Annotated in this window: 24 protein-coding genes and 2 pseudogenes; 10 read left to right on the forward strand and 16 right to left on the reverse strand. The window is 43.7% G+C overall.

Annotated features, from left to right (window positions below):
- A pseudogene (locus F6K37_RS45420) lies at window positions 1-127 on the forward strand (IS4 family transposase); the annotation flags it as partial.
- On the opposite strand, the gene F6K37_RS08105 reads toward F6K37_RS45420, so the two are convergent.
- The 4 genes from F6K37_RS08105 to F6K37_RS08120 all read right to left on the reverse strand — a co-directional run bounded on the left by F6K37_RS08105 (window position 124) and on the right by F6K37_RS08120 (window position 5,151).
- The gene (locus F6K37_RS08105) at window positions 124-981 is read right to left on the reverse strand and encodes an FG-GAP-like repeat-containing protein (protein WP_287249417.1); all 858 of its coding nucleotides are present in this window, start codon (window positions 979-981) and stop codon (window positions 124-126) included. The pseudogene F6K37_RS45420 and the gene F6K37_RS08105 sit on opposite strands and share 4 nt — an antisense overlap.
- A gap of 696 nt (window positions 982-1,677) precedes the next feature.
- Window positions 1,678-1,878 (reverse strand): hypothetical protein, encoded by a 201-nt coding sequence (locus F6K37_RS08110; RefSeq protein ID WP_044493271.1) that lies wholly within the window; start codon window positions 1,876-1,878, stop codon window positions 1,678-1,680.
- Between the two features lie 217 nt (window positions 1,879-2,095).
- Complete coding sequence (thrS, locus tag F6K37_RS08115) at window positions 2,096-3,913, reverse strand: threonine--tRNA ligase (protein WP_287249420.1); 1,818 nt, start codon at window positions 3,911-3,913, stop codon at window positions 2,096-2,098.
- Between the two features lie 143 nt (window positions 3,914-4,056).
- A complete protein-coding gene (locus tag F6K37_RS08120; protein WP_229414497.1) occupies window positions 4,057-5,151 on the reverse strand; it encodes an RNA-guided endonuclease InsQ/TnpB family protein in 1,095 nt (364 codons plus the stop codon).
- A gap of 378 nt (window positions 5,152-5,529) precedes the next feature.
- Here F6K37_RS08120 and F6K37_RS08125 point away from each other — a divergent pair, with 378 nt between their 5' ends.
- From F6K37_RS08125 to F6K37_RS08135, 3 genes are all read left to right on the forward strand, one after another.
- Window positions 5,530-5,811, forward strand: a complete 282-nt coding sequence (locus tag F6K37_RS08125) for a hypothetical protein (protein ID WP_287249423.1) — start codon at window positions 5,530-5,532, stop codon at window positions 5,809-5,811.
- 223 nt (window positions 5,812-6,034) lie between these two features.
- Window positions 6,035-6,382: a DUF2605 domain-containing protein gene (locus F6K37_RS08130; protein WP_008179530.1), complete on the forward strand. Its 348-nt coding sequence runs from the start codon at window positions 6,035-6,037 to the stop codon at window positions 6,380-6,382.
- A 147-nt stretch (window positions 6,383-6,529) separates the two neighbouring features.
- Window positions 6,530-6,868, forward strand: coding sequence for a DUF2973 domain-containing protein (locus tag F6K37_RS08135; RefSeq protein ID WP_008179531.1), 339 nt, complete (start codon window positions 6,530-6,532; stop codon window positions 6,866-6,868).
- A 197-nt stretch (window positions 6,869-7,065) separates the two neighbouring features.
- Here the strand turns inward: F6K37_RS08135 and F6K37_RS08140 are convergent, their stop codons facing one another.
- The 3 genes from F6K37_RS08140 to F6K37_RS08150 all read right to left on the reverse strand — a co-directional run bounded on the left by F6K37_RS08140 (window position 7,066) and on the right by F6K37_RS08150 (window position 10,173).
- Window positions 7,066-7,974 carry an H-type lectin domain-containing protein gene (locus tag F6K37_RS08140; protein ID WP_008179535.1) on the reverse strand — a complete coding sequence of 303 codons (909 nt, stop codon included), beginning with the start codon at window positions 7,972-7,974 and terminating at the stop codon, window positions 7,066-7,068.
- 401 nt (window positions 7,975-8,375) lie between these two features.
- Window positions 8,376-8,957 carry a hypothetical protein gene (locus F6K37_RS08145; protein ID WP_008179536.1) on the reverse strand — a complete coding sequence of 194 codons (582 nt, stop codon included), beginning with the start codon at window positions 8,955-8,957 and terminating at the stop codon, window positions 8,376-8,378.
- Between the two features lie 559 nt (window positions 8,958-9,516).
- The gene (locus F6K37_RS08150; protein ID WP_008179539.1) at window positions 9,517-10,173 is read right to left on the reverse strand and encodes a GNAT family N-acetyltransferase; all 657 of its coding nucleotides are present in this window, start codon (window positions 10,171-10,173) and stop codon (window positions 9,517-9,519) included.
- A gap of 522 nt (window positions 10,174-10,695) precedes the next feature.
- On the opposite strand from F6K37_RS08150, the gene glcD reads away from it, so the two are divergent.
- The gene (glcD, locus tag F6K37_RS08155; protein ID WP_008179542.1) at window positions 10,696-12,159 is read left to right on the forward strand and encodes a glycolate oxidase subunit GlcD; all 1,464 of its coding nucleotides are present in this window, start codon (window positions 10,696-10,698) and stop codon (window positions 12,157-12,159) included.
- A gap of 667 nt (window positions 12,160-12,826) precedes the next feature.
- Here the strand turns inward: glcD and F6K37_RS08160 are convergent.
- From F6K37_RS08160 to F6K37_RS08170, 3 genes are all read right to left on the reverse strand, one after another.
- Window positions 12,827-13,069, reverse strand: a complete 243-nt coding sequence (locus F6K37_RS08160) for a hypothetical protein (protein WP_008180619.1) — start codon at window positions 13,067-13,069, stop codon at window positions 12,827-12,829.
- A gap of 112 nt (window positions 13,070-13,181) precedes the next feature.
- Window positions 13,182-13,481 carry a hypothetical protein gene (locus tag F6K37_RS08165; protein WP_044492383.1) on the reverse strand — a complete coding sequence of 100 codons (300 nt, stop codon included), beginning with the start codon at window positions 13,479-13,481 and terminating at the stop codon, window positions 13,182-13,184.
- The gene (locus F6K37_RS08170; protein WP_008180614.1) at window positions 13,453-13,749 is read right to left on the reverse strand and encodes a hypothetical protein; all 297 of its coding nucleotides are present in this window, start codon (window positions 13,747-13,749) and stop codon (window positions 13,453-13,455) included. Before F6K37_RS08170 ends, F6K37_RS08165 begins: the two co-directional genes overlap by 29 nt.
- Before the next feature lie 72 nt (window positions 13,750-13,821).
- Here F6K37_RS08170 and F6K37_RS08175 point away from each other — a divergent pair, with 72 nt between their 5' ends.
- Window positions 13,822-14,262 carry a DUF4332 domain-containing protein gene (locus F6K37_RS08175; RefSeq protein WP_008180612.1) on the forward strand — a complete coding sequence of 147 codons (441 nt, stop codon included), beginning with the start codon at window positions 13,822-13,824 and terminating at the stop codon, window positions 14,260-14,262.
- A gap of 135 nt (window positions 14,263-14,397) precedes the next feature.
- Here F6K37_RS08175 and F6K37_RS08180 read toward each other — a convergent pair whose 3' ends face one another.
- Window positions 14,398-15,012 carry a TetR/AcrR family transcriptional regulator gene (locus tag F6K37_RS08180; RefSeq protein ID WP_008180610.1) on the reverse strand — a complete coding sequence of 205 codons (615 nt, stop codon included), beginning with the start codon at window positions 15,010-15,012 and terminating at the stop codon, window positions 14,398-14,400.
- A 797-nt stretch (window positions 15,013-15,809) separates the two neighbouring features.
- Between F6K37_RS08180 and F6K37_RS08185 the strand changes: the two genes are divergently transcribed.
- The 3 genes from F6K37_RS08185 (at window position 15,810) to F6K37_RS08195 (ending at window position 20,522) form a co-directional block, all read left to right on the forward strand.
- Window positions 15,810-17,432, forward strand: a complete 1,623-nt coding sequence (locus F6K37_RS08185) for a M16 family metallopeptidase (protein ID WP_008180609.1) — start codon at window positions 15,810-15,812, stop codon at window positions 17,430-17,432.
- A gap of 284 nt (window positions 17,433-17,716) precedes the next feature.
- Entirely contained in the window at window positions 17,717-19,204 is a 1,488-nt protein-coding gene (locus tag F6K37_RS08190; protein ID WP_287249434.1) for a M16 family metallopeptidase, read from the forward strand.
- Window positions 19,205-19,304: 100 nt separating this feature from the next.
- Window positions 19,305-20,522 carry a glycosyltransferase family 4 protein gene (locus F6K37_RS08195; protein ID WP_008180606.1) on the forward strand — a complete coding sequence of 406 codons (1,218 nt, stop codon included), beginning with the start codon at window positions 19,305-19,307 and terminating at the stop codon, window positions 20,520-20,522.
- A gap of 167 nt (window positions 20,523-20,689) precedes the next feature.
- On the opposite strand, the gene murJ is transcribed toward F6K37_RS08195, so the two are convergent.
- Entirely contained in the window at window positions 20,690-22,312 is a 1,623-nt protein-coding gene (murJ, locus tag F6K37_RS08200) for a murein biosynthesis integral membrane protein MurJ (RefSeq protein WP_008180604.1), read from the reverse strand.
- A 171-nt stretch (window positions 22,313-22,483) separates the two neighbouring features.
- On the opposite strand from murJ, the gene F6K37_RS08205 reads away from it, so the two are divergent.
- On the forward strand, window positions 22,484-23,668 hold the full coding sequence (locus tag F6K37_RS08205; RefSeq protein WP_287249438.1) for a DUF3095 domain-containing protein: 1,185 nt from the start codon (window positions 22,484-22,486) through the stop codon (window positions 23,666-23,668).
- A gap of 74 nt (window positions 23,669-23,742) precedes the next feature.
- Here the strand turns inward: F6K37_RS08205 and F6K37_RS08210 are convergent, their stop codons facing one another.
- From F6K37_RS08210 to F6K37_RS08225, 4 genes and pseudogenes are all read right to left on the reverse strand, one after another.
- Window positions 23,743-24,051, reverse strand: coding sequence for a hypothetical protein (locus F6K37_RS08210; protein WP_287249440.1), 309 nt, complete (start codon window positions 24,049-24,051; stop codon window positions 23,743-23,745).
- A gap of 295 nt (window positions 24,052-24,346) precedes the next feature.
- Complete coding sequence (locus F6K37_RS08215) at window positions 24,347-24,493, reverse strand: hypothetical protein (protein WP_154659697.1); 147 nt, start codon at window positions 24,491-24,493, stop codon at window positions 24,347-24,349.
- 112 nt (window positions 24,494-24,605) lie between these two features.
- A complete protein-coding gene (locus F6K37_RS08220; RefSeq protein WP_287249442.1) occupies window positions 24,606-25,868 on the reverse strand; it encodes an RNA-guided endonuclease InsQ/TnpB family protein in 1,263 nt (420 codons plus the stop codon).
- 89 nt (window positions 25,869-25,957) lie between these two features.
- Window positions 25,958-26,840, reverse strand: a pseudogene (locus tag F6K37_RS08225) (Rpn family recombination-promoting nuclease/putative transposase).
- Window positions 26,841-26,956: the final 116 nt, after the last annotated feature.

Genomic DNA, 26,956 nt, shown 5'->3' on the forward strand with positions numbered 1-26,956 from the left:
AAAGCATGGGCGTAAAGCCAAAAGCATTTTTCGCTGTGGCTTTGATTATTTGCGCCGTCTGTTCTTTAATTTTACACAATTTGACTGCGAGTTTCGCCACTCTCTTCGCTTTTTGTCCTGTACTTAGAAGAATTTGTTACCAGTGCTCCTCAGACCGAAGAAAGAACCATTGATAATGTTAACTATGCCAGTATCTTTAATCGATCCCAAATCCTCGTGAGGCGTTCCTACAGCTAAGTCATCATAACCATCCCCATTAAAGTCCCCTGAAGTTAGGGTCTCTCCAAAGCGATCGAAAGCTTCATTAAAACTACCACTAAGATTGTTTTGCTCCCACAATTGGCTACCAAAGCTAGTTAAACCTGTTGAAGATCCTTGGAGGACATTGACTTTACCTACGTCACTGTTCCCATCAATATCTTCATAAGGAGCACCGATAGCCAGGTCATCATAGCCATCCCCGTCAAAATCTCCCGCAGCCAAGCTGCTACCAAAGCGGTCACCTGCTTCATCACCCCCCTGAGGAAAGGCTGTCTGGGTGAAGAATTTGTTACCAGTGCTGGTCAGACCAAAGAAAGAACCATTGATAATGTTAACTATGCCGGTATTTGTAGTCGATCCCCAATCTTCGTAAGGTGTGCCTACAGCTAAGTCATCGTAACCATCCCCATTAAAGTCCCCTGAGATCAGGGTATCTCCGAAGCGATCGAAAGCTTCAGTTGAACTGCCAGCAAGATTGTCCTGGTTCCACAATTGGCTACCAAAGCTAGTTAAGCCTGTTGAAGATCCTCGGAGGACATTGACTTTACCTCTGTTGGTTTCCCCACCAACATCTTCGTTGGGTGTGCCTATAGCCAAGTCGCCCCGACGATCACCATTGAAATCTCCTCCAGTTAAGCTAGTGCCGAAGCGGTCATAGGCTTCATTGCCTCCGGAAGGAAATACGGATTGAGTCCAGAATTGATCGTTGGGAATATTCATATAGTTTTAATCGTCCTGTGTCAGTTTATTGATGTTGGGTTGATCTCCTTGGCGTTGCTGATTCTGGGTATGATTTTGCCCCCCTAGCCCCCCAAGCGAGGGATTGCTCGCTTGGGGGGAACAAAACTCCCAAAGTCCCCCCCGGTGCGCGCCTCCTAGGGCGAGTAAATCGCCCTTGGGTCGCACCGCAAAGTTGGGGGACTCACGGGGGCTTTAACAGGGGGCTTTAACAAAACTAGATGATCGCGCATTCATACTTCAATTCAGCAACCCTAAGAATTCTGTCGTTAATCAAGAGTCCAGGTGATCTACCAAAACCAAATCGATCATGAAAGCTAATGCTGATTTTTCTTGGCACCAAAAACTTATTGGATCCTCTTGTGACCTTCGCTTCTAGCGGTGCGACCCGTGGCGAATTAAATTACGGGTCAAGCGCACCGGGAGGTTTTCCAAAACCAATCTATTGGGCAAACTATTGCGCTAGCAAGCTACATTGCTGCATCGCTTTTTCTAGCAATGCTAGTAGAGGTCTCAAATGAAAATACTAGATATCAAGTGCTCCCCTGAGCTTAGGTGTTTTTTCTTTTGCTACTTTAAATTGCTAGCTATTAGAACAATAAACTAGTTAAGATGGATGGCTGATTTATCTACCAAAAACAGTATTACATATCAATCCGAAGTAATTGAGCTACTTCACTAAAAATTTACTAAATCTTTAAACGAATAAAGTTGTTGTAAAAAATACTTTGAGGAGAGATATAGGGCTGGGGTAAGGGAATCGGGAATCGGGAATCGGGAATCGGGAGTGTGGGCAGAGAGGGGAGTGTGGGGAGAGGGGGGAGTGTGGGAAGAATTTTCCACAACAGATGCAGCGCCGACCTGAGAGGGTTTCCCCATCAGCAACGGTTGTAGTTTGTCCCATTAGCAACTGCATCTTGAGGGGGGAAGAAAATTGACTGTACCTGATAAATATCAGAAACCCTATAAAAATATTTCCTATCTCCCCATCTCCCTATCTCCCTATCTCCCCATCTCCCCATCTCCCCATCTCCCCATCTCCCCACACTTCCCACACCTCCCACACTTCACTCTCTTCCCCTACTCCCTTGAGAATCTAAAAATTCTCTCGATTCCGATTTGCCTGCTCCATCTTCTCTACAACCTGGTCTATGGGCATCATGCCCAACTCCCCAGCGGCACGGGTACGAATATTCAAACTATTGGCTTCGACTTCCTTGGCACCAACCACACTCATCACGGGGATTTTAGCCTTTTCGGCATTACGAATTGCTTTACCGAGCCTTTCCCCACTGGTATCGACTTCTGCTCGAATCCCATGCGATCGCATTTTTGCTGCCACTTCCTGAGCAAAAGGCAACTGTGCATCCCCTACTGGTAACAATCGTGCTTGTACTGGTGCTAACCAGAAGGGGAAGTCTCCCCCATACTGTTCAATCAATATGCCAGTTAGGCGCTCCAGGGATCCAAAGGGGGCACGGTGAATCATAATCGGGCGTTGGCGAGTACCATCTTCTGCCACATACTCCAAATCAAATCGTTCTGGCAAGTTGTAATCTACCTGTACCGTTCCTAACTGCCATTCCCTGTCCAGGATATCCTGGAAGATAAAGTCCAGTTTCGGGCCATAAAATGCCGCTTCCCCTGGTGCTTCAAAGGATTCCATGCCCAAGGTATCCACAGCACGGCGAATTGCTGATTGGGCTTTTTCCCAAGCCTGATCCGAACCAATATACTTATCCGAGGCCGGGTCACGGAAACTCAACCGTGCTTTAAAGTTCTTCATTTGCAGACTTTTGAACACTGAGAGGATTAAATCCACCACACTGAGGAATTCCTGATCCAACTGATCCGGCATCACAAATAGGTGAGAATCATCCACCGTGAAACCGCGCACCCTGGTCAACCCCCCCAGTTCCCCAGATTGCTCATAGCGATACACTGTTCCAAACTCTGCCAAGCGCATGGGCAACTCCCGGTAGGAGCGCAATTCACTCTTATAAATTTGGATATGGAAGGGGCAATTCATCGGTTTTAGGACAAACCCTTGTTCTGCGGCTGCTGCTTCCTCATCTTCAGCCATCATCGGGAACATATCCTCTTTATAGTTCTGCCAGTGACCGGATACCTTAAACAAGTCCACTCGACCAATATGGGGTGTCACCACTGGTAGATAACCTCGTTTAACCTGTTCTTGCTTGAGGAAATCTTCCAAAAGGGTACGCAAAACCGTTCCTTTGGGGGTCCACAGCGGTAATCCTGGTCCAACCGGGTCAGAAAAGATAAACAGTCCTAGTTCCTTACCCAGCTTACGGTGATCCCGTTTCAGGGCTTCTTGCTTACGGCGCTTATATTCCTGTAGTTGCTCTGGGTTTTCCCAAGCTGTACCATAAATGCGCTGGAGTTGAGCATTACTCGCATCCCCTCGCCAGTAAGCCCCAGCCACACTTTCCAATTCAATTGCCTTCGGGTTGATTTCACTAGTGTTTTCTACATGGGGACCAGCACACAAATCCCACCACTGATCCCCCAGGTTGTAAATCGAGATCGGGTCTTCTAAATCTGCTAAAATTTCCAGTTTATAGGGTTCACCCAGTTCCTTGATCCGCTGTTGAGCTTCTTCCCGTGGCACCTCTTCCCGAATTACCGGAAGCTTCCGCTTAATGATTTTGACCATTTCCTTTTGGATTTTCTTGAGGTCTTGCTCAGTAAACGGTTCTGGCTGGTCGAAATCATAATAAAAACCATTTTCAATCCAAGGACCGATAGTCACCTGAGCCTTCGGAAATAGCTTCTGGACGGCCATTGCCATCACATGAGACGTCGTATGACGGAGCCTTTTTAGGGTATCGGATTCGCTAGTACGGGGCAAATGAATTTTTTCAGGCTGTTCGGAGGGTTCTGAGTTAACCATCGGTGACTGTTCTATGGAATTGAGTAACGCGCTATGACCGTAACACCAATTTTGTGCTATCCCTCTATGATACAAACCTTAGCTTTTGGTGCAGTACATGTTTCTGGTGTAGTACTGTTCCATAAAACTTACACAAAACGTCACTAAGTGACGTTTTGAAGTTTACTTCCTGCATCATCCAGGACTGTCGGCAGCACCCTGTCAGTCAGGCATTCCACCGTAGAACCTACGGCAAGACGTTCTAAATTGATTGCAGCATTAAGATCACGATCTTTAACCATCCCGCAAGCTTCACAGTTAAATACCCGAACGTTCAAAGGCATTCCCTGTTCATGTCCACAGTCTGAGCAAGTCTTTGTAGAGGGATAGAATCTGTTGGCATAAATAACTTGAGAACCATACCATTGAGACTTGTACTCAACTTGTCGGCGAATTTCGGAAAAAGCGGAATCAGCAATTGCACCAGCGAGCTTATGATTCAATAGCATTCCAGATACATTCAAGTCTTCTAGGACTACAGCACCGTGATTCTTGGTCAGCCATGAGGTTAACTTGTGAATGGTATCCTGGCGAATGTTCCTGACTCGCTGGTATGCCTTGGCTAACTTAAGTTTTGCCTTCTGTCGGTTGTTTGAACCAAACTGCTTTCTGGCTAATTGCCGCTGGAGTCGAGCCAGTTTACGCTGTGCCCGTTTGTATGGCCTGGGATTTGGGAACACAGAACCATCAGAGATGGTTGCGAGTTCCTTAACACCTAGGTCTACACCAATTGCAGCCTTAAGTTTTTTTGTTGGTTCAGCCTCAAACTCGTAAGCTACAGAAATAAACCACTGATCAGCCCCTCGGCTGATGGTTAATCGTTTCGTCTGGACTTGGGGCAGTGGTTCATAGGTACTAACCCAACCGATAAATGGCAGTTTCAACCGTGTGCCAGAAAATTCCATGACTTTGCCGCAGTTATCCAGGGTGAAGCTATCATTTTTGCCTTTCTTTTTGAATTTGGGCTTGTCAGCTAACCCACTAAAGAAGCGGGTAAATGCTTCACCCAAATGCAGAAACACAAACTGATAAACCCTGGAACTAAGAGTCTTTTGCCACAGATAATTAGGTTTAACATGATTGGTGTAGAACTTTTTTAATTTGTGAGCAGATGGCTTCAAGCCTTCCTTATCGGCTTCGTCCCACATCCTTAACGCCCAATTCCAAATCCAACGAGCATAACCTGCGTGTTGAGCCATAATTGACTGCTGATGGTTATTTAGCTTTAACCTGGTTTTAAAGGCTCGTTGCATAGCATCGATAGTTTCTACCTGATGTGGTTGTGTCAGTTAGCTTTTTACCAGTTGTGAATAGGCTGATCGGTTATGGAGAGCTTTTAAAAAAGCTCTCGGTGCTCAGAGGCTGATTACGGTTTAAGATATTTGGTTACCTGACTAACGTTGACAACATACTTATAGTAGCGTGTTGTGCCGTAAACTTTTAACTAAGTTTTGGCTCTCTCAATTTAGTTTTGAGGGTTAGGGCAAGGGCTTAGGTGTTCAAGGTTAGGGGTTAGGGGTTAGGGGTTAGGGGTTACGGGTTGGCTTAATGGTTTTGGTACTTAATGGATAGCACCGATGCATAGTACAAGGGTGCCTCATTGGCCAAAGTCCATTGTAGATCATGTCAGGATAATTACCCTTAATCAAAATCTGCCCCATTTAACCATCTGGCCATCAATCGTCTTTATGATGGGTATTCAACCGGACTTGAGCTTACCTCTCAATGTAAGCATTCAGCATTCAGCTATCAGCTATCAGCTATCAGCTTTCAGCTTTCAGCTTTCAGGGATCAGCTATCAGCTAATGGGTCCGATGGGTCGAAGCCTGTGCCAAGCTACAGATGGTGCTTTTGAATAAAACAGGTAACCATTCGAATAATGCTGAGTTAAGTCTGCTAACGGCTGACCGCTGACGGCTGACCGCACCTCAAGTAGCACCATCTGTAGCGCATATGCTTACCCCTCAATTCAATTTTGACGGAGTAGTAGTCTCCGACAAGTGTTAAGGGTTATGTCAAAAATTGTAAAAAAATGTAAATATAATTAAGGTAGACTATGAAAAAATAAACGGTTTTAATATCATGGATCAACCCCAGCCATCAACACCGGAGTTACTCAAAACCATATTGGAACCGCTACTAGTAGATTTTGACTACTGGTTTGAGCGATCGCTTTCGTTGTTAGAAACTGAAGATATCACCTTTTTGAGCACGGAGGAACAATCTGACCTACTAAAGCGGGTAAAGCAAGCCCAGCAGGAGGTAAATACAGCTAAAATGCTTTTTAAAGCTACCGATGGTCAAGTAGGAGTTGAACTTTCTACCATGATGCCATGGCACCAATTAGTGAGAGAATGTTGGGGAGTGGCAATCCGGTGGCGATCATTGGCATCCGGTGCATCCGAGTCAGCGGCCTCAGGGAATGACTAATCTTGACGCACCTAGATTCAGGAAATGATTGAGGAAATAGTGGACTACCATTTGTTAAGGTTAACTAACCACCTATAAAAAGCCGTTTTTTATCCCTGAGCAAGACAAGGAGTTAAAGACCAACTATTCGGTCGGGAGGATAATACGATGTTACACCTAATTTATCTAATTGCCTTTACTGTTCTAGCATTTTTAGCGATTGGAAATTTAATTCGTAACCTATTAAGTTTGAGTTTTGATTCCCAGCGTTCTTTCTCAGCATCGGGAAAATCACCCGCCCAATGGGGTCGGAATCAAGTGAATGCCAATCCATCTCCTGCTAAGTCAGTACCGCACCCGGAACTGCTTGATGATAGTGGCAACCCTATCAATGAACCGCTGTTAGTGATGCGGTCAATGACCGTTGAAGACGCTCGCCAACAGTTAGACGCTATATACAATTCTTCTCCGGGTAACACCAAGGGCACGCCAGAAGAAAACCAGTAGTCTATTGATTTCACGTTAGGGCTAGACCAAGGGAAAGGGGATAAGCAAAACTATTTCCCCTGACCGAATTCGTCGGTGGAAAAACTATAGCGCTGCGCCCAGGCAATAGGGAATAGGAAATAGCGATGCAGCGCTGAATCCATTTTCCTTGACAGACAGCATTCAATTAGTAAGTATTAAACCGGACTAGATCTGATTTATTTGCCATAGGCAAACCAACTTGCATTAGCACTGTAAACCCGCGTGTCTCCCCAGGTTTCCAATACATAATGAAACCCCTCTCGGTTGACATCAGTGACATCAACTTTTAATCGGAGATTTTCATCATTATCACTATCGATGTCGTTTAAAGCAATATAAACCACAGGCTCAGAAGCAAAGTTGGTATTAAACTTTTGCTCACCTGATATTCTTCGTCTGCCATCACCCTTTGATAAATTCCCTTCCCTAACAGAAATTTCTCCACTCTCCAGTCTAATCTGTGAACTAGCCACTTCTTCGATACTTCGAGAGATAGTAATCAGCTGATTACTATCTTGAGTTAAGTTATTGATCCGTTCAACTATATCTCCCAAGGCGACTGGGTCTGATTCTAGAAGAGCATTAAGTTTTTTCTCTATAGTAGAAGCGTTGATATCTAAGCTTTGCACCTTACTATTTAGATACTGAGCTTGTTTTTGATAGTCTTGAGTTTGGGCTTTGATAGTTTGAGTTTGTTGCTGAAGACCTTGCAGATCAACTCGGTTATCAAATAGAGAATTATTTATACGTTTGTTGAGTTTATCAAGTTGTTCTTCTTGATTTTTTAGATGTCCTTTTACAGAACTATCAACAAGACTAGACATGACTACAAAACCACTGACGGTGGTCAATAGGGTAGTAAAAACCAACAAGCCAATCACTAGGTGAAATTGTGTTCTAAATTCCTTCCTGAGTTCCTCAGCTATTTTGGGTGAAAATAGTTGTAATTCTGTATAAATTAAAGCTCTGATATCTGTAGAGCGCTTATCCAGATAACTTCGGTAGGTATCTAGTTCTTTCTTGAGATCATCTCGTTCGCTTCTGAGGCGATCGATAGTTTTTTTAAGTATGTCAAAATCATTCATAGTAACCAAGTGGCTAAACACCGACAATTCCTTAGATAGTTTAGATAGTAAGATACTAATCAACTATCTCCATTATTTCGACAAGCCCGCCAAATACCCTATGGGCTGTTATAGCTGAAATTGCTCTATTCGCCAACTACAGAGGCTGATCTGATGGCACCCAGGATAATCCATGGTGAACAGTAAATGGTGATAGGTAGGGGGTTGGCAAAATTATCTCTTATCCATTACCCATTACCCATTACCCATTACCTACTATAGCGCTAGTCGCTCTAATCATTGCACTCTGTTAAATAATGCTTCGTGAGACCCGGAGCTGGGGGGATTCCGGAGATCTAAATCTAAATTTAGAAATTTTCTAATCAATTGAGACGATCAGCATCAGCCAAAGGATTCCAGACTTAATGCTCATGGTGAGGGGCGTTACGTACCTTCCTGATTGTATAGGGCAAAACCCCTACCAGCAGAGCAAAGGCTTCATCTGGCAGTTGGGCAATAGTGTTGGCATCAAAACCAAATCCCTCAAACTGTTCAAGAATCTGTTGGGTTCGTTTTATCGGACTTGGATCTTCTGTAATTTGTTTAGTCAGTCGAATCCATTGCCGCCGAATCAAATAAGCACGCCGTCGCTCTTCAGCTGATTCTGGAGAAACCAAAGACAGATTGCCCACTGGGACTACTCCCTGACAATCAAGATCAAATATTCCTCCTACAGCCGAACCTGGTCCTGCGAATTCTGCATGGTAGTGCTTATATATGATTAGGCCATTGCGACGCCTACTATTAACAATTAACAATTGTTTATCCCGAAATTGCGAGAGAATTTCTGATGGCTGTGAGTCTCTCATCTTATTCTTGCAGAGGTTCAGGCTTTCCTGGTTCATGCCACTTAGGGGTTGAGGATTGGCGAGACCCTGGTTGTGACCAACCACCTCCTTTGGGTAAAGAGCTATCTGGTAATAGTGTTGGTATTCACTCTCCATCTGAAACTATATGGCGTAATATCTTAGAGCAGGTAAGCACCCAAGCTAAAAGCCCCGATCCGCTTTCCTTAAAATAACTGTAAATTTTTGAAAATACACAAAAGGGAGAGTCAAGTTTTGTTCAACTACCATTTCCAACTATAAACTTGGGTTTAACCTAAGTTTATAGTTATCAAAAAACACCTCAAAATGGCTTCAAGACACCAAAACTTTGTATGGCTAGATACTAAATTATAGATGATTTGGTATCAATAGCTACAATTTATCGGTATAAAGCAACTTTTGTGGTTTAGTACCGTAGATTTCATGGGATTTACAAGTAGACCGTAACACAAATCAACTAAATTTCGACCCTGGCGAGGTCTTCAAACAACAATTTTCTTGAAAGCTTTATCAATAACCCCCTTTTTGATCTGTTACCAAAAACGATACTCTGCTACAGATAGTCTGAACAAAAATGTTGTATTACATATTTTGTTTGTTTTGTCAATGTGATAAATCACCAAATGTATGTGTTATTCGTCAGCTTGATAACTCCATTATGACGAAATTCAGCCTACTAAGACAGACTCTGACCCGGTGAACTAAAACCAGCAGGATTAATCTGCTTGTGTAAGAGCAGGCGTTTGGGAAGCCTAAGCAATCCTCCGGTATAGCTTGGTTCTACCCGATGCAGTTCATATCCCCTCTTGAGATAAAGTTGCCTGGCCTGATAATTGTTTTCCAAAACATGCAAGTAGAGGTCTTGAAAGCCCCATTCTAGGGCAGTTTGCTCACAAGCCAAGAGCAAATTTTCTCCGACTCCTTGCCGCCGACAAGACTTTCTGACAGCCAGATTGGACAGGTAAAGATGTTGGCAGTTGGGCTTTGGCCAGCAATAGCGAGAACGGAGTGTTAGCTCTACAGTACCAGCTAGCATGTCACTGGTACCAGCAGAACCGGAAACGGTAGTGACGGCGACTAAACACAGGTAATGGGGTAAACTAGATCCCAGTCTGTGGCGCAAATCTTCGTAAATACCCAGTCTTAATAGAGGGTGAAGCCAGCTGATGAGCCCTTTTTGAGGGTGAAAGCTATCTGCAAGAATATCTGCTACAGTGCTGATATCCTCACATTGAGCAGCACGTATAGTGACTTGAGATATACCACCAGCCAAGGTATCTTGACCAGTAGGGACAGATTTATGAAGGGTTAAGAATGAAAAGCAGGAATCCACAACTACAAAATTAAAATTATTTGGGAATGGTAAACTCTATTATTTGGGAATGGTAAACTCTAACTAAAGTATGTAGACTATACGCCGAAGGGGTTCTAAGTTCCCCCCCCCTAGCTTCCCGTAGGTTCAAGGCACCAGAAGGTATATGGCTAAGAAGTCTGAAGGAGGTATGAGCAATTGAGTTCGAAACTATTTACCCCATTTCAGGCCAGGTAAATATTAAGGTAAATAGGAGACATTAAACGTTATACTTCATAATTAATACCTTTTCTTGATGCAATAGCGAGTGGGGGAAACCCCCAAGACCGTAATGGTGCGTTTACAGTCGTCGAATTAAATTCGCCACGGGTCGCACCTCTGCATCGCTTTTGAGAAGTTTGATCAAAATCGGCTGACGGGATTAGCTTAAGTGATTAGCGACCACCTTAAACTAGAAAGTCTTCAAGATCAGGTAGTTCACACACCTTAAACTAGAAAGTCTTCAACGTCAGGTAGTTCACATTATTCTATCGCTATTGAAACATGACGAATCATAAGACTGACTGGACCCCAATCATTAAGAAATTTGTGGCGATAGTAGGCAAAAATGGTGTGGTTCAACGTCGTGAAGAATTGTTGACCTATGAATGTGATGGTCTGGCCAGCTATCGCCAACGACCAGCGGTAGTAGTGCTACCACGCACTACCGAACAAGTCTCAGAGGTGCTTAAGATATGCGATCGCTATTCTATTCCTTGGGTGGCACGGGGTGCTGGCACCGGATTATCCGGTGGTGCTCTACCTATAGAAGATGGTGTGTTGATTGTCACTGCCCTAATGAAGGGTATCCTGGACATTGACCTGGAAAATCAGCGAATTGTAGTACAACCAGGCTTAATCAACAACTGGGTGACCCAAGCGGTAAGTGGTGCGGGTTTCTATTATGCCCCTGATCCCTCCAGTCAAATTATTTGTTCCATTGGTGGCAATGTGGCTGAGAACTCTGGTGGTGTCCATTGCCTCAAATATGGTGTGACCACTAATCACGTCATGGGGTTAAAATTGGTTCTTCCGGACGGTTCAATTGTGGATGTAGGGGGATCAGTTCAAGAAATGCCTGGTTACGACCTAACCGGCTTATTTGTTGGTTCCGAAGGCACCTTGGGGATCGCTACAGAAATTACCCTGCGCATCCTCAAGAGACCAGAATCAATTTGTGTCCTCCTAGCGGACTTTACTAGCATTGAAGCTGCTGGTACTGCAGTGACTGACATTATTGGTGCTGGGATCATTCCTGCGGGCATGGAAATGATGGATAATCTCAGCATCAATGCGGTAGAGGACGTAGTGGCAACAGGTTGTTATCCGAGGGATGCTGGAGCAATATTGCTGGTAGAACTGGATGGCTTAAAGGTAGAAGTGGATACTAATAAACGGCGGGTTGCCCAACTGTGTAAACAGAATGGGGCAAGAAATATCACGACGGCTAGGGACGAAGAAACCCGCCTGAAATTATGGAAAGGTCGCAAAGCGGCTTTTGCTGCGGCAGGGAAGATTAGCCCCAATTATTTCGTCCAAGATGGGGTGATTCCTCGCACTGAGTTAGCGGGTGTTTTGAGGGAGATTGAGGCATTAAGTGAGAAATCTGGGTACACAATAGCTAACGTATTCCATGCGGGTGATGGAAATCTACACCCCCTAATCTTGTACGATGAAAAGGTGCCTGGGGCATTAGAAGAGGTAGAAAATGTTGGTGGCGAAATCCTCAAACTCTGTGTCAAAGCAGGGGGGAGTATATCTGGGGAACATGGGATTGGTGCGGATAAGAACTGTTTTATGCCAGATATGTTCACGTATACGGACTTGGAAACGATGAAATGGGTTAATCAGGTATTCAATCCCAAGGGTTTAGCCAATCCAGGCAAGGTATTTCCGACACCCCGGACTTGTGGAGAGGCAGCAAATGCCGGAAAAACAACGGAATTTGAGTCTATAGAGCGTTTTTAAACTAAGTTTCGTGAGTTCGACATGAGCCTTCGTTATCCAGAACTCAATCCCTTCGCGACCATTCAAAATTATCAATTCAAAATTCAAAACTACCCCATAAATGAATTCAGGAGCCTGTATCCGGTCTCAGCAATTCAAAATTATAAAGCTATACCTGTTTTAATTCTTAATTTTGCCTTTTGAATTCAAAAATGGTTAGGGAGTAGCCAAAAAATAAAATACCAGTTTTTAGCTTGTAGGGTGGGCAAAACAGTTTGTTTATTTTGATTATACTATATAATATTACTTTGCCCACCCTACTTTAATTGGTATTTTTTTTACACGCAAGCCTTTTGCCGTTCCCAGTCAGTTTTTAGCTTGTAGGGTGGGCAAAACAGTTTGTTTATTTTGATTATACTATATAATATTACTTTGCCCACCCTACTTTAATTGGTATTTTTTTTACACGCAAGTCCCTTAGGTTGAGATCAGGTCAATAAATTTCCTTTCCCTATTACCTTTTGCCTTTTGCCTTTTGCCTTTTGCCGTTCCCAGTAGGGTGGGCAAAACAGTTTGTTTATTTTGATTATACTATATAATATTACTTTGCCCACCCTACTTTAATTGGTATTTTTTTTACACGCAAGTCCCTTAGGTTGAGATCAGGTCAATAAATTTCCTTTCCCTATTACCTTTTGCCTTTTGCCTTTTGCCTTTTGCCGTTCCCAGTCAGTCGCTGCTTTTCTTGCCAAGCCACAAATGCAATTCCCCAAAAAAAACTCAAACTGACGACTAATCCTGAAGGATTACCAAGACTGAGTAACAGCAAGACGAAAAAAAAACTACCAATTTGAGCGGTTTGCTGGAGTAGGGAATTCAATCCAGCTTTGGCTTCCTGCTCTAAAGTAAGTTTGTTACGGCTTAACTTCATTCTAAAACCAACAAGGAACATACCTCAGGTGCGACCCAAGGCCGGGTTCCCCGGCCTAGGAGGCGCGCACCTTAACCGATTTAAAACTGTTATAATTAAAGGTTATTCTAGATTAGAAATTATTGAAATGTGCCCACAAACGACCAATTATGCGACCCGCAATTAGGATCCAGAGCAAAAAATTAGCGGCACCGATGATTAAGCTGGCATAAAATTGGACACCAATGGTACTATCTAGACAAACACTAAAATCTAAGAAGCTGTTGGAGAGAATTAACTGCCCGATTAAACTAGGAATATAGAGGATTACAAGCAGAGCGATCGCATCCTGAAGGCTCAGGTATACACTTCTCCACATATGCCCTAGTAAAGCTTTACCAAGCTTATCCACAGAAGTCCATATATGTTGCATCAGTTTCTTGGAAGCACAAATGTAATCTGGCCGGTTTTGACACTAAGCCAGTATTCATTTCCACCGAACCGAGATCCGGATACTGATGTATGGTGGTTTGTTGAAGGTTGAGCGTGGTTTCCACTCCAGTTGCTGATCTGACTCCCCATCTCCCCATTTCCCCATCTTCCCACACTTCCCACACTTCCCACACTTCCCACACTCTCTCTCCCCTTTCCCTACTCCCAACCCCAAGGGCGAGGTATCTCACCCAACAGAGAACTGCCATAAGGTATGATTACCCTGTTGCGGTTCGCTCTAGGCTGGATTAATCTAGAAGCATCATTTCCCGGTAGTCTAGATGTCTACTAAATCCAAACTTCCGAGAACTACCCAAGTCAGTCACTGGTCAATTGAGCAGTTGCCCGGATTAAGTATTCAAGATCAATCAAAACTCAAAGAATTGGGCATTACCACCACTAGGGAATTGCTCCAAAAAGCAAGCACTGGCCAAGCTAAACAAGCGCTAGCTAACCAGTTAAAGGTAAAGACTCAGTACGTCAATAAATGGGTAGCCCTAGCAGATTTAGCCCGTATCCCTAGCATTGGCTGCCAATATTGTGGACTAGTATTACATGCAGGAATATGCTCTTTAACCCAACTAGCTCAGACTCCCCCTCACCGCTTGCACCAAAATATTTTACGCCTACAGGTAGCAACCATGAAGCGCCGAGACCTTTGTCCTGGTGTTGATCAGGTGGCACGATGGACTAAACAAGCACGAGATTTAGTTAGTCACTAGACATCTCCAGAAACTCGGTTTTGACCCAGGCAGTGCAAGGGTTTGAGGTTAATTTTTGGAGATGTCTACTAGTAATTTCTTGATTGTTAATTGTCATTTGGCATTTTCAATTTGCTATTTTCAGGCATTCCTTATCTATTCTTTAACCAACACTCCATTGAGGAAAATATCAGCAATGCCTTCTGCCATTTCCTGAATCTCTTTGGGGGAGGCATCTGAATCGAGGATGGTATTGTGGCTGAAACCAGCAACGGCAAACATGCCCAAGAACACCTGAGCCAAAATTTTGGGGTTCATAGGGCGATAAATGCCTCGCTCAATGGCGGTTTCAAAAAAGGCTTCAGCCACATCCGTCATTTTAATAATCACTTCTGACTGAATGCGATCGCGCAATTCTGGGTGGAATTGGGCTTCCATAAAGCATACTCGCATCAGATCCGCATTCTCACCCATACGCATCATTCGCCGCCGCATCATCTGTGCTACTGCTTTATAGCTGCCCATTTCACTGAGTTCTGTGAGCAAATCGGTGAGAATGTCTATCCAACCCTGGGTGGCGACTTCAATCAGAATGGCCTTTTTGTTTTCAAAATGACGAAATAGGGTACCTTCAGCGACCCGAGCAGAACTGGCTAACTCCCTGGTGGTTGTCCCGTTATAACCTCGACTGGCAAACAAACGTCGTGCTGCTGTCAGGATACGTTGCCTGGTCTCTGTCTCTGACTGAGTTGGCTGATTTATTATTCCCATGGGTGTCAAAATGAAACTTGTAGCGCTATTATCCAAATTGTCCAACACTTCACCCCATAATTGTCAAATTTGAGACAGAGTTGGCTTGAGCTTCTAGTAGTAGGTGATGGTAATCATGCCTTGATTGTGACCAAAAATTTGGGTTTCAAGCTGGCCTTTGGCCACGCTACTTGAGGTGCCCATAAACGGGCGATTTTTCCGGAATTTGTCAAGGCAAAGGTTTATAATACAATAATTGCGTAGAAAGCGCACAGGTAGGATTCGTCGGTACTACCTGATTCAATAACGACCATTGCGATGCTAGTACACGAGGCGCGAAAAACCTCGCCGGTGCGCTTTCCGTCGGCTAATTAAATTCGCCACGGGTCGCACCGCTAAAACCCATGGGTCTTAACGGATACCGAAAACCAGTAAAGTAGCAAATTCAAAATATATAACGTACCGTGGGGCACACGGGAACGAGGGAAGGGAGAAACAGTTATATTAGACACTCCTAGTACCTAGCGCTTAGGGAGATAAGCCCACTGGGATTAGTTAAGTTAGGCTTGATGCTTGGTTGCTGATTGAACGGGTATTTGGCTTGAATATTGCCTTTCAGGATAGCTAATTTTAAGGCGTGTCGTAGAACTAAGAATCCCCGTTCTTACTTCGGCGGGGAGTGTCAAACACTTGATGAAGAGACGCTAGCTTATTAGTTGTTAACCTCACGCCGCCTAAAGGCGGTACCACTACATCCCACCCTAGAAAGCGGTGGGCGTTGTGGGAGAGTTCTGTAAGTTCGTTACTGCCACCCTTGTATGACTAAACAGAATGGATTGGTCGTGTTTCTCCAGCGTGTTGCTGATCACTTAAGACCACTTCGGTGCTTATTCAAGACAGGATCTATCAAGTCCCTATCGATTTTATCTTATCTGGGGGCGGCAATCCTAATCTGGGGAACATTCTCGACTATCGCATTAGCCCGTACTGAAACCCCAGCATCACCCTCAACCTCAATCCAACCCTATCTAGACCGGGTGATCCAACGGGTAACTGAGTTTACCCTGGATAATGGCATGAAGTTCATTGTCCTAGAAAACCACGAAGCACCAGTAGTTTCTCTTCTTACCTATGCCGATGTAGGGGGTGTGGATGAACCGGATGGCAAAACCGGTGTGGCTCACTTCTTAGAACATTTAGCATTTAAAGGTACCACCCGGATTGGTACTACCAACTATGAGGCAGAAAAAAGTCTGCTGGACAAGTTGGACGAGTTGAAGAAACAAATTAAAGAGTATCAAGCCACTGGCAATGAAGCAGAGGTGGCTAAGTTAAAGGAAGAGTTTGCCCAAGTCGAAGCTGAGGCAGCTAAGTATGTCAAGCAAAACGAGTTGGGTCAGATTATTGAGCAATCAGGAGGCGTGGGCTTGAATGCGGCAACGTCTACGGATTATACGGTGTACTTCTACAGCTTGCCATCAAACAAATTAGAGCTGTGGATGTCCTTAGAGTCGGAACGCTTCCTTGAGCCGGTATTTCGCGAATTTTATAAGGAACAAGAGGTAATCCTGGAAGAACGTCGTCTGCGCACTGATAACTCTCCGATCGGTCAAATGATTGAAGCGTTCTTGGATACTGCCTATACCAAGCACCCTTATCGGCGTCCGGTGATTGGCTACAACAAAGACATTCGCAATCTTACTCGCCAAGATGTCCAGGAGTTTTTTGACACTTACTATAGTCCGAATAACTTAACTGTAGCTATTGCGGGAGATGTGGATCCAAAGCAGGTGAAACGGCTAGCTAAAGTCTACTTTGGACGCTACAACCATCAAAGGGAAATTCCTAAAGTCACTACAGTAGAACCACCACAGTCCGAAACCAAGGAAGTTACCTTGAAATTACCCTCCCAACCCTGGTACTTGGAAGGATACCATCGACCAGGGATTACCCATCCTGACCATGTGGTTTATGAAATTATGGGCAATTTGCTCAGTGATGGTCGCACCTCTCGCCTATATAAGTCTCTGGTAGAAGGGAAACAAGTAGCCCTCTCGGCGGCAGGGTTTAGTGGCTTTCCTGGTGATAAATATCCTAATTTAATGTTGTTCTATGCCCTAACTGCACCAGGACACACGGTGGAAGAGGTGGCAAGTGCATTGTCAGAAGACATTGAAAAGCTCAAAACTGAACTAGTTTCACCCCAAGAATTGGAACGGGTAAAAACTCAGGCAAGGGCTAGCCTATTGCGATCGCTTGATTCCAATATGGGTATGGCCAGAAATTTGGCAACCTATGAGGTCAAAACGGGTGATTGGCGTAACTTGTTTAAGGAAATAGAAGATATAGAGGCAGTGAGTGCAGCAGACATTCAGCGGGTGGCTCAGGCAACCTTTAGACCAGAAAACCGTACGATTGGACGCATTTTACCAAGTCAGTAGCTGAACGGTTCAAGGTTGTCGGTCAGAATGCAGAATGTAGAATGCAGAATGTAGAATTCCAAATTCGCGCATTAGACATTCTACATTCTTAATTCAAAAATGTTGTTCGCCAAAGGCGAACAACTGGTTAACCTTCAACCTTCAACTGATTAACCTTCAACCTTCAACTGGTTAACCTTCAACCTTCAACTGGTTAACCTTGGCCAAAAGGCCACGCGATCGGTTTCAACCTGGTAACTTTCAACCTTCAACCTTCTAACCTTCAACTATTGATCCAATTAGCAATGACCAATCTAAAATCGAAAAGCCAAAATCCCAAATACCTGAGATGGATCGGGCTACTGGTAGTGACAATCCTAGTGGTAGTGCTTGTGTCTCGTCTACCAGCAATAGCTGATACCCCACGCCATTACGATGAATTAGACTTTGACCCTTTACCACCAATTCAGCTACCGGACTACACTCGCTATCAGTTAGATAATGGGATGGTGGTCTATCTGATCGAAGACCATCAACTGCCTTTGGTAAGTGGTACCGCAATAATTCGCACGGGCGATCGCCTTGAGCCTGCTGAAAAAATTGGCTTAGCCACTATGGCGGGAGTTGTGATGCGTACTGGGGGTACCACTGAACACTCAGGCAATGAGTTAAATGTGCTCTTAGAAGAAAAGGCAGCTTCGGTGGAAACTAGTATTGACACTAGTTCTGGCAGGGCGAGTTTTAGTGCTTTGAGCGAAGATTTGGACTTGGTCTTTGATTTGTTTGCTGAAGTTATTCAAAAGCCTGCCTTTGCTCAAGCTAAGCTCGCCCTAGCTAAACAGCAACTAGCAGGACAAATTGCCCGGCGCAATGATGATCCCGGTGATATTGCTTCTCGTGAATTTAGGAAACTGATCTACGGTGACACTAGCCCCTATGCCCGCACGATAGAGTATGAGCATCTAGACAATATCTCTCGTAATGATTTAATCACTTTCTCACAGAGGTATGTGTATCCAGAAAATATGATACTGGGTATTGTGGGGGATTTTGACTCCGAGAAAATGCGATCGCTAATTGAGGAGAAATTTGGTAGCTGGAAATCTACCTCTGCCCCAACACAGCCAAAGGTGCCAGACGCATCCCAGGCTCAGTTAGGGGGTATATTTTTTGTGGATCAACCTCAACTGACCCAAAGTTATATTCAAATGGGACATATCGGGGGCAAGCTCAATAGCCCTGACTACGCCGCCCTTTCTGTTTTAAATGAGGTGATGAATGGATTTGGGGGCAGACTATTTAACGAAGTGCGATCGCGTCAAGGTCTAGCTTACTCGGTCTACGGGGTTTGGAGTGTTCGCTATGACTATCCGGGTTTATTTATTGCTGGGGGACAAACTCGCTCTGAAACCACCGTACCCTTTATTAAATCCGTTCTAGATGAAATCCAGAAACTGCGCACTAGTCCGATTACCTCAGAAGAATTGGCTAAGGCAAAAGAAAGCGTTCTCAACTCCTTTGTGTTTAATTTCCAGAAGCCAGAGCAAACCTTATCTCGGCTGATGCGCTATGAATACTATGGCTACCCAGAGGATTTCATCTTCCGTTATCAAAAGGCAGTGACAGCTACTACGATTGAGGATATACAGCGGGTGGCGGAAAAGTATCTCAAACCCGATCAGATTGTTACGGTAGTTGTAGGCAATGCTTCCCAAATCAAACCAGCCCTGACTAGCCTTTCCGAGGAGGTCACCGTCTTAGATATTACCATTCCAGAACCACAAAACAGCTAGTATATCAGTATATCAATGGCAAATTGTTAATGGTTAATGGTTAATTAAGAAAAAATCGATTTACCATTTGCCTTGTAACATTTGCCATTTGCTATTGTCCATGCGTATTCTATTCCTACATCCTAATTTCCCTGCCCAATTTCGCCACATAGCAACTGCTTTAGCTAAAGATAACCGCAACCAGGTTATGTTTGGTACCAGGCGCAAGGAAGGGCAACTGCCTGGAGTTGTAAAAGCTCTTTACAATACCTCTAGGGAAATACGTCCAGAAACTCACCACTATGTTAGACCCTTAGAAAATGCCGTACTTCAGGGTCAAGCTGTCTATCGCTTAGCCAATCAGCTGAAGGCTAAGGGATTTGTTCCTGATGTGGTCTATGGTCACTCGGGTTGGGGCCCAACGTTATTTATTAAAGACGCTTTCCCCCAAGCAAAATTACTTTGCTACTTCGAGTGGTTTTATCATGCCCATGGCACAGATGCTGATTTTGATCCATCCGAGCCCCTCAACGCTGACGATGAAGCCCGGATTCGGATGAAAAATGCCCCGATTTTGTTAGACCTAGCCAGTTGCGATCGCGGATTGTCTCCTACCTACTGGCAGCGCCAGCAATTTCCAGCCGACTTCCACAACAGAATTACCGTGCGTCATGATGGGGTAGACACCGAGTTCTTTAAACCCAATCCAGGGGCAAAGTTAGTACTAAAACGGATAAACTTAGACCTGTCTGAGGTGGAAGAACTGGTTACCTATGTAGCACGGGGCATGGAACCTTATCGAGGTTTTCCCCAATTGATCGAAGCAATCGGTATGCTTCAGCAGCGACGTCCTAAGTGTCATGCTGTGATTGTCGGGGAAAATCGGGTGGCTTATGGTAAAACCCTACCGGATGGCAAAACTTACAAAGACTTGATGTTAGAAAAAGTCCCTCTTGACCTAGACAGAGTCCACTTTACTGGTTTACTTCCTTACTCAGAATACTTACAAGTCCTTCAAGCTTCCTCTGTTCATATTTATCTCACCCGTCCTTTTGTTCTGTCTTGGTCGATGCTAGAATCCCTTTCTACAGGTTGTTTGGTAGTAGCGTCTGATACTCCCCCAGTGACAGAGGTGATTGAAGATGGGATTAATGGTTTGTTAGTAGACTTTTTCTCGCCAGAGGAAATCGCCGATCGGGTTGAGGAAGCTCTCGACCATCCAGAACAGATGGCTGGTATTCGCGCTAAGGCAAGGGAAACCATTCAACAAGGTTATGATTTAAATGAGTTATTATCCCAGCATTTGCAGTGGATACGAGAAAGTGGGTTGAAGGTTTAAGGTTGAAGGTGATCGGGTTGAAGGTTGAAGGTTGAAGGTTGAAGGTTGAAGGTGATCGGGTTGAAGGTTGAAGGTTGAAGGTTGAAGGTGATCGGGTTGAAGGTTGAAGGTGATCGGGTTGAAGGTTTAAGGTTTAAGGTTGAAGACCTAAACAGGATTAAATACTGTCAACGACCCAGCTTCTGGCGCACACGAGCTACAAACATATCCACCTCTGGTAACTTCAACTGAGTTGCTAACAAACCAAATATACCTAAACCTGCTAATCCAGCTAGACTCAATTGCAGCAATTTTACCCAAATAATACTGGTTTCTAATACTTGCTCACATCCCCAACTGACTCCCCAACTGGCGGCACCAGCGATTACACTACTTACTGCTAAACCGAGAATTGGCAACATCCATTCTTGCCAAGGTAAGCCATTTAGCCTGCGGTTCAATATCCATAACAGCACTACCATGGAAAAGGCATTCACACCAATGGTGGCAAATACAATACCGGGTGTGCCAAAGGTATCGATTAGAAAATAATCTAGTACAGCATTGAGAAGAATATTAATCACACTCAGACGAAAGGGTGTCTGTCCATCTCCTAAACCATAAAATACCCGCACTAGCACATCCCGTCCCAAGTAGACAAACATGCCCATCCCATAAGCCATGAGCACTGATGCTACTAACCGAGAGGCATTAGCATCAAAGGCTTGACGCTGATACACTACCTGCACGATGGGCATGGCTAAGGTCACCATCAATGCACTTAAAGGTAACATTGTCAAGGCACTGAGCAGAATTCCCTGGCGAATCCGTTGCTTGAGTTCTGGCCAATTTTCGGGAGCGGCTAGTCGGGAAAATACAGGCAGTAGAGGAACTAGAATAACATTGGAGATAATGCCTAGGGGGGTATTCACTAAAAGATTGGCATAGTTTAAGCTAGCAGCAGCAGCATCGGCTTGGGGGAGGAAGGAGGCAAAGAATAAGTCGGTGTAGACATTAATATGCAGCATCCCAGAGGAAAAGGTGGCCGGAGCCATGACCTGCATCACGTCTTTGACTCCAGGGATACCCCAGTTAAATCGTAGGCGTATTTTACCTAGGCCACTGCGCCACTGAGCGATTTGCTGCACTACCCATTGAAGAGTTGCTCCAGCAAGGGTACCCCCAGCTAAGACAATCCCACCGATCATGGCAAAATCGGGATTACTAATTTCTTTGCCCAACTGTAGGGCTAATATTCCTAAGCCAACAATGACGGTGATGCTGGAAAATAAGGGACTGACGGCAGGTAGCCAGTATTGATCGCTAGCATTGAGGGTACCAAAGCCAATGCCAATTAATCCGGCTAGCACTGCCATGGGTGCCATAATCTGTAATTGCCGGATTGCGATCGCTCTAACTTGTAACCCTTCTGGAGTATCCTGAAACCCTGGTGCTAGAACATCAATTAAGACCGGAGCAAATAGCACTAGAGCAATGGTTACTAGTAACAGGATGCACGCGACTAAGGTAGTTACTGTTTCCACCAGCCGTGGGGCTTCTGATTTATCTCGTTTAGCGAGAACACTAACTAAGGCGCTATGAAAAGGTCCGTTAATGCCACCGAGGAGGATTAATAAAAAGCCGGGGATCACGTAAGCATAGCTGTAGGCATTGATAACCGGACCAACTCCAAAGGCTGCTGCCATGGCTTGTTGGCGGACTAAGCCAAATACTTTACTAATAATGGTGGCTACTGCGACAATCCCGGCAATGCCAGCTAGGGAACGAGTGGTTTTCTGGTTTTCAGACACAAATGGTTAATAAAATCAATAGTTAACTTGCTTATTTTATAAGGATCCCTTGTTGTTGACCCTTGACAGTTGACGGTTGCTAGGGTGTAGCAGCTAGCTTGGTTTTATCTAAGTGCCTTTCAGGGTGTTATCACCCTACTAAAAAGGTTTGTTATTCCTTTAGATTAAACCATGACTACAGACTTTTTTTATGCTAATTTACCCCTTTTAGAAAACTTCATCGATATTACTGACTCTCAGAATTTTAAATCGGTTCCCAGGGATTGGTATGTTGTAATTAGCGATATTATTGGTTCGACTCAAGCTATCGAATCAGGACGCTACAAAGAGGTTAACCTATTAGGAGCCTGCTCCATTGTCGCTGTTTTAAATATAGCAGGTAATTTAGACATTCCTTTTGTATTTGGGGGAGATGGTGCAACTCTGTTGATTCCTCCTTCTCTGTTTGCCCTTGCTCGGGAAGCGTTGTTAGCGACTAGTCAGCTAGCCAGGGGAGAATTTGGGATGGAATTGCGGGTGGGTGCAGTACCTATGTCTGATGTGAGAGTTAATGATTATGATGTTAAATTAGCGAAGCTCAAGGTATCTGAAAACTATTATCAGGCTATATTTACTGGAGATGGTTTGACTTATGCTACTGAATTGATTAAACATTCAAATACGAGTCAATTCTACCTTTACCAAAACCCTACTGATAAGGCTAAAGCTGATTTGTCTAATTTAGAGTGTCGCTGGCAAGACATTCCTAGTAAATATGGTGAAACGATCAGCTTGATTGTCAAAGCAACGTCTAATCAACAAAATTTAGCTAATTTAACTTATCGAGCAATTATTGAAAAAATTGACACTATTTATGGAAGTGAAGAGGTTTTAAATCCAGTTGATGAAAACTATTTAAATCTAGGGTTTAGTTATCAAAACTTAAGTCCTGAAACTCGCCTGTGCGCCCAGTCGAATAAGCTGAGCCATAGGATGCTCTATTTTGCTAAAATCTGCTTGGAAAATCTCTTGGGCTGGTTGTTGATGAAGTTAAAGGTGACATTACCAGATGGAGACTGGGGAGCCTATAAACTAAATGCGATCGCAGCAACGGATTACAGAAAGTTTGATGATATCTTGCGCATGGTTATTGCTGGCAATGAAGTACAACGAAAACAATTAACAGACTATTTGGAAAAGAATTATAAACAAGGTAAGTTAGTGTATGGTCTGCATATTTCAGACCGAGCACTGATGACCTGTCTGGTATTTGAGCGCCATGGACGCCAAGTACATTTTGTGGATGGTGCAGACGGAGGCTACGCTGTAGCTGCGAAAGATATGAAAGATAGACTTAAGCTGATAGCTGATAGCTGATAACTGATAGCTGATAACTGATAGCTAATAACTGATAGCTAATAACTGATAGCTAATAGCATGATAGGGAATAATTACACTGGCTTAATAGTAACGTCTTCATAGTCAGCATATCTAATAATAAAGCATTTTGCCCCAATAGTGATTTGGGCAATCTGGGATGAAAGCTTACACAATCCATCCCTGACTTCTAGATTTGGACAGTGGATGATTAAGCTATCAGTAGCAGTAACCCACTCTAGTTTACAGAGTTGAGTTAGAGGAATTTCTGTCTTAATTTGGCTTAGTCCTTGACTCAGTTGTTTAAATTTCTGTAGCCATTGGGACTCTTGCAAATTTTTCTCTAGCTTGCTTTTTAATGGATCTTCTTCTTGATTAGTCATGATAGCATGATAGGATTTTTTATCGTGTTAACAGTCAGCAGTCAGCAGTCAGCAGTCAGCAATCAGCAATCAGCAGTCAGTAGTCAGCAGTCAGTAGTCAGCAGTCAGCAGTCAGCAGTCAGCTTATTTTATTCAAAAGCACCTCAGGTAGTGTGGCACAGGCTTCGACGCATAGGACCTAACCCATAAGCTGATAGCTGATAGCTGATAGCTGATAGCTGATAGCTGATAGCTTACCTTATTATGATATCCTCAATTATCCTGGAATAATTCAGCAACTTTCCCCCTGAAACCCTCAACGTTCAACGGTAATTTGCTTATAAGCTGTTTCAAGATTATCCTTGTATAATCCTTGAAATTTATAATTCTTATAAGCAGCAGGTATTTGGGAATAGTTGGCCAGCACTTGTTCTTGAGTCAGAGACTTTTCTTTCCAAGTCAATGCCAATTTTTCCAGTTGCTCTAAGTAAGTCTTTAAGGTGTCTAAGCCACTGCTATCAGTAATCGGACCTTGACACTCCCACCGCTAAATCGTAGATTATAGCGGGGGATTCTTAAGAGCATAAAACCCTTAACGGTTGAGCCAAACAACCTCTAAACCCTCCGATAAAATCATCGGGCTTACTTGTGTGTTTACGAATTATATTTAGTGCTCCGTTGCAATCAGCGTTGATCAACCAACCTTTACTAGTGCGGTATAATCCACGCTTTATTCTTTTACCGCTGAATGTGTAACTTTTTGGGTTATCAGCATTCCATACTGGTAATTCATCCTTATCCAGGCTAGATGCTTTACTGGTGTAAGATTCTTCTTGCTCAACTAATTCAATCCCATACCGCTGACAGAGGCTTTCCAGCTTGTCCTTAAACGTATAAATCGGAATCTGGGTGAACTTCTGATTGTTCCGCTTGCCCATGTTGACCCTTTGTTTTAGGTCGGGGTTGTACCCGATAACAATCTTGTTGATTTTGTTTCTTCTACACCAATTCACGACATATCTAGCCGCCTTGTTAGTGAAATCCCTGATTTTGTGATTTCGCTTTCTTAGCAACCTAGCTTGTCGATTGGTCAATATCTTAATGCCTTGTAAGTCTTTAATAGACTGAAGTTTGGCATTACGCTTATTGTAAAACTGATTGTCAGCCTTGATCTTTTTACCGTCAATAATAAATGACTTTTGAGTGGTGCTAACACATGTAGCAAAATTATCAAGTCCTAAATCAATTCCCAATATTTCACTAGTTTTTTCTACTTTTACCTCAGGCTGATATTCGTAGCAATAACAAACATCAAAATACCTGGCTTTGTATTTAGGAAGTATGCGTATCTCTTTGACAGTCTTAGACCTTAGCCTCTCTGGGACAGTAAACTGAACTACCCCGTACTCCTTTTTAAATTGACGAGACATAGGAACGGTAAATAACCAGTTCTTTCCCGGGAGTTTCTCCCAGTCGCGCTTTCTCACTGGGATAACCAAGAGGAAATGTCCATCCTTTGGTAAGTAATTCGGAAGTCTTACTTTTTCTTGATAACCTCCACTCTTATTTAGTTTCAGTAAACCAAAAAAAGATTTAAAGGATCTATCGACAATTTTTAAGGTTTGCTGGGCAATGTCCGTCGGTAGTAACTTGTAATTTTCATTCTCTTTAGAGTGATAATAATTACTCTCATACCGCAAATGTTTGCGTTCCTGGAAGAAATACTGACGGACGTTATATAAACCCACGTTGAACATATTCTTGCTCAAATGACACATTTGCCTGAGAGCCAAAATCTGTTGCCTGTCTAAACGAAGATTATTAACTTGAGTTAGCATCGACCCTTCCGCTACCAATATCAACATTATAGCGGAATCCCTGGAAAAATGCAACAGATCTTGAAGTTACCGTAAGAATAAAGAACGCACTACTGCTGCTGATCCAACCAAACCGCTAAATCCGTTGCTGTCTCAAAATCCAACAACGCTTCACTCAATTCCTCCAATCGAGTAATGGATAATCCCTCAATCTTCTGTTGGAGCACAGGGTCAAGTAAACCTAACCTCAGAGTTAGCAAACGGATAACAATTAATACCGCTTCCTCCTGCTTGCCACGCTGGCGTCCCTTTTGAATAATATCTTGATAGGTGACTGATTCTTCCATAATTTACTCTGACAACAATCGACGCACTAAATCTTTCTCAAACCGCAAACCAGCCAGCACATCCACACAGGCCGCTAGGTTTCCCCGTAATGGTTTTTCTTCAATGTCTTGATGCAGTCGCTCATGGGGGAAACCCCCAAGACCGCGCTGCATCGCTTCTATCCACTTCCACAACCACTTGCTCTAACAATCGATTAGGGTTATTGCTCTTAGCTAAAGTTGCCAAGGGTAACAAAGCCCGATTGGCCAACAGTGGTTGAGGGTCTTGCTCCCAAAGACGAATTATTCTATAACGATGCCAGGTGTTAGTATCCCTAAATTCGTTATTGAATACCATCTGTGAGGTCGTAGACTTTAAAAAAATTACCACCTGCTCAATCCGACATCGGTATTTACGTTGTAATCTGACCCAATAGTCCAACATCCGAAATGGTAATGGTGGCTCGGATGGGGGTAGGGTTTGAAATTCTAGGTGCAGAATTTGGTTAGTACTTTGGAGTACACTCAGAGCATCAGCCTGAATTGGTTCAGCACTTAATTCGGTTTTAAGTACCTGAATATCTCTAGGTTGTTTACCCAATACCCACTGAAAAAACTCTGATGGGTATGCTTCTGATAAGTATTTGCAGATATTGTCGTAGGCCAAGGCAAATTGTTCAAAGTTAACACTATCTCAGACAGTGTAGTGAATTTGAGCTAAAAAATTGATCGCACCTGGATCTTGTTTATTGATTCAAGTTATGATAATCGAGCACTGATGAT

The organism is Moorena sp. SIO4E2 (assembly GCF_010671945.1).
Classification (GTDB): domain Bacteria; phylum Cyanobacteriota; class Cyanobacteriia; order Cyanobacteriales; family Coleofasciculaceae; genus Moorena; species Moorena producens.

What these genes read in the sequence shown, in the direction of transcription:
- F6K37_RS08105 (WP_287249417.1), bottom strand. Translation starts at nt 981, where the DNA reads ATGAATATTCCCAACGATCAATTCTGGACTCAATCCGTATTTCCTTCC.
- F6K37_RS08110 (WP_044493271.1), bottom strand. Translation starts at nt 1,878, where the DNA reads ATGGGGAAACCCTCTCAGGTCGGCGCTGCATCTGTTGTGGAAAATTCT.
- thrS (WP_287249420.1), bottom strand. Translation starts at nt 3,913, where the DNA reads ATGGTTAACTCAGAACCCTCCGAACAGCCTGAAAAAATTCATTTGCCC.
- F6K37_RS08120 (WP_229414497.1), bottom strand. Translation starts at nt 5,151, where the DNA reads ATGGCTCAACACGCAGGTTATGCTCGTTGGATTTGGAATTGGGCGTTA.
- F6K37_RS08125 (WP_287249423.1), top strand. Translation starts at nt 5,530, where the DNA reads ATGCATAGTACAAGGGTGCCTCATTGGCCAAAGTCCATTGTAGATCAT.
- F6K37_RS08130 (WP_008179530.1), top strand. Translation starts at nt 6,035, where the DNA reads ATGGATCAACCCCAGCCATCAACACCGGAGTTACTCAAAACCATATTG.
- F6K37_RS08135 (WP_008179531.1), top strand. Translation starts at nt 6,530, where the DNA reads ATGTTACACCTAATTTATCTAATTGCCTTTACTGTTCTAGCATTTTTA.
- F6K37_RS08140 (WP_008179535.1), bottom strand. Translation starts at nt 7,974, where the DNA reads ATGAATGATTTTGACATACTTAAAAAAACTATCGATCGCCTCAGAAGC.
- F6K37_RS08145 (WP_008179536.1), bottom strand. Translation starts at nt 8,957, where the DNA reads ATGGAGAGTGAATACCAACACTATTACCAGATAGCTCTTTACCCAAAG.
- glcD (WP_008179542.1), top strand. Translation starts at nt 10,696, where the DNA reads ATGACGAATCATAAGACTGACTGGACCCCAATCATTAAGAAATTTGTG.
- F6K37_RS08160 (WP_008180619.1), bottom strand. Translation starts at nt 13,069, where the DNA reads ATGAAGTTAAGCCGTAACAAACTTACTTTAGAGCAGGAAGCCAAAGCT.
- F6K37_RS08165 (WP_044492383.1), bottom strand. Translation starts at nt 13,481, where the DNA reads ATGCAACATATATGGACTTCTGTGGATAAGCTTGGTAAAGCTTTACTA.
- F6K37_RS08170 (WP_008180614.1), bottom strand. Translation starts at nt 13,749, where the DNA reads ATGGCAGTTCTCTGTTGGGTGAGATACCTCGCCCTTGGGGTTGGGAGT.
- F6K37_RS08175 (WP_008180612.1), top strand. Translation starts at nt 13,822, where the DNA reads ATGTCTACTAAATCCAAACTTCCGAGAACTACCCAAGTCAGTCACTGG.
- F6K37_RS08180 (WP_008180610.1), bottom strand. Translation starts at nt 15,012, where the DNA reads ATGGGAATAATAAATCAGCCAACTCAGTCAGAGACAGAGACCAGGCAA.
- F6K37_RS08185 (WP_008180609.1), top strand. Translation starts at nt 15,810, where the DNA reads ATGACTAAACAGAATGGATTGGTCGTGTTTCTCCAGCGTGTTGCTGAT.
- F6K37_RS08190 (WP_287249434.1), top strand. Translation starts at nt 17,717, where the DNA reads ATGACCAATCTAAAATCGAAAAGCCAAAATCCCAAATACCTGAGATGG.
- F6K37_RS08195 (WP_008180606.1), top strand. Translation starts at nt 19,305, where the DNA reads ATGCGTATTCTATTCCTACATCCTAATTTCCCTGCCCAATTTCGCCAC.
- F6K37_RS08205 (WP_287249438.1), top strand. Translation starts at nt 22,484, where the DNA reads ATGACTACAGACTTTTTTTATGCTAATTTACCCCTTTTAGAAAACTTC.
- F6K37_RS08210 (WP_287249440.1), bottom strand. Translation starts at nt 24,051, where the DNA reads ATGACTAATCAAGAAGAAGATCCATTAAAAAGCAAGCTAGAGAAAAAT.
- F6K37_RS08220 (WP_287249442.1), bottom strand. Translation starts at nt 25,868, where the DNA reads ATGCTAACTCAAGTTAATAATCTTCGTTTAGACAGGCAACAGATTTTG.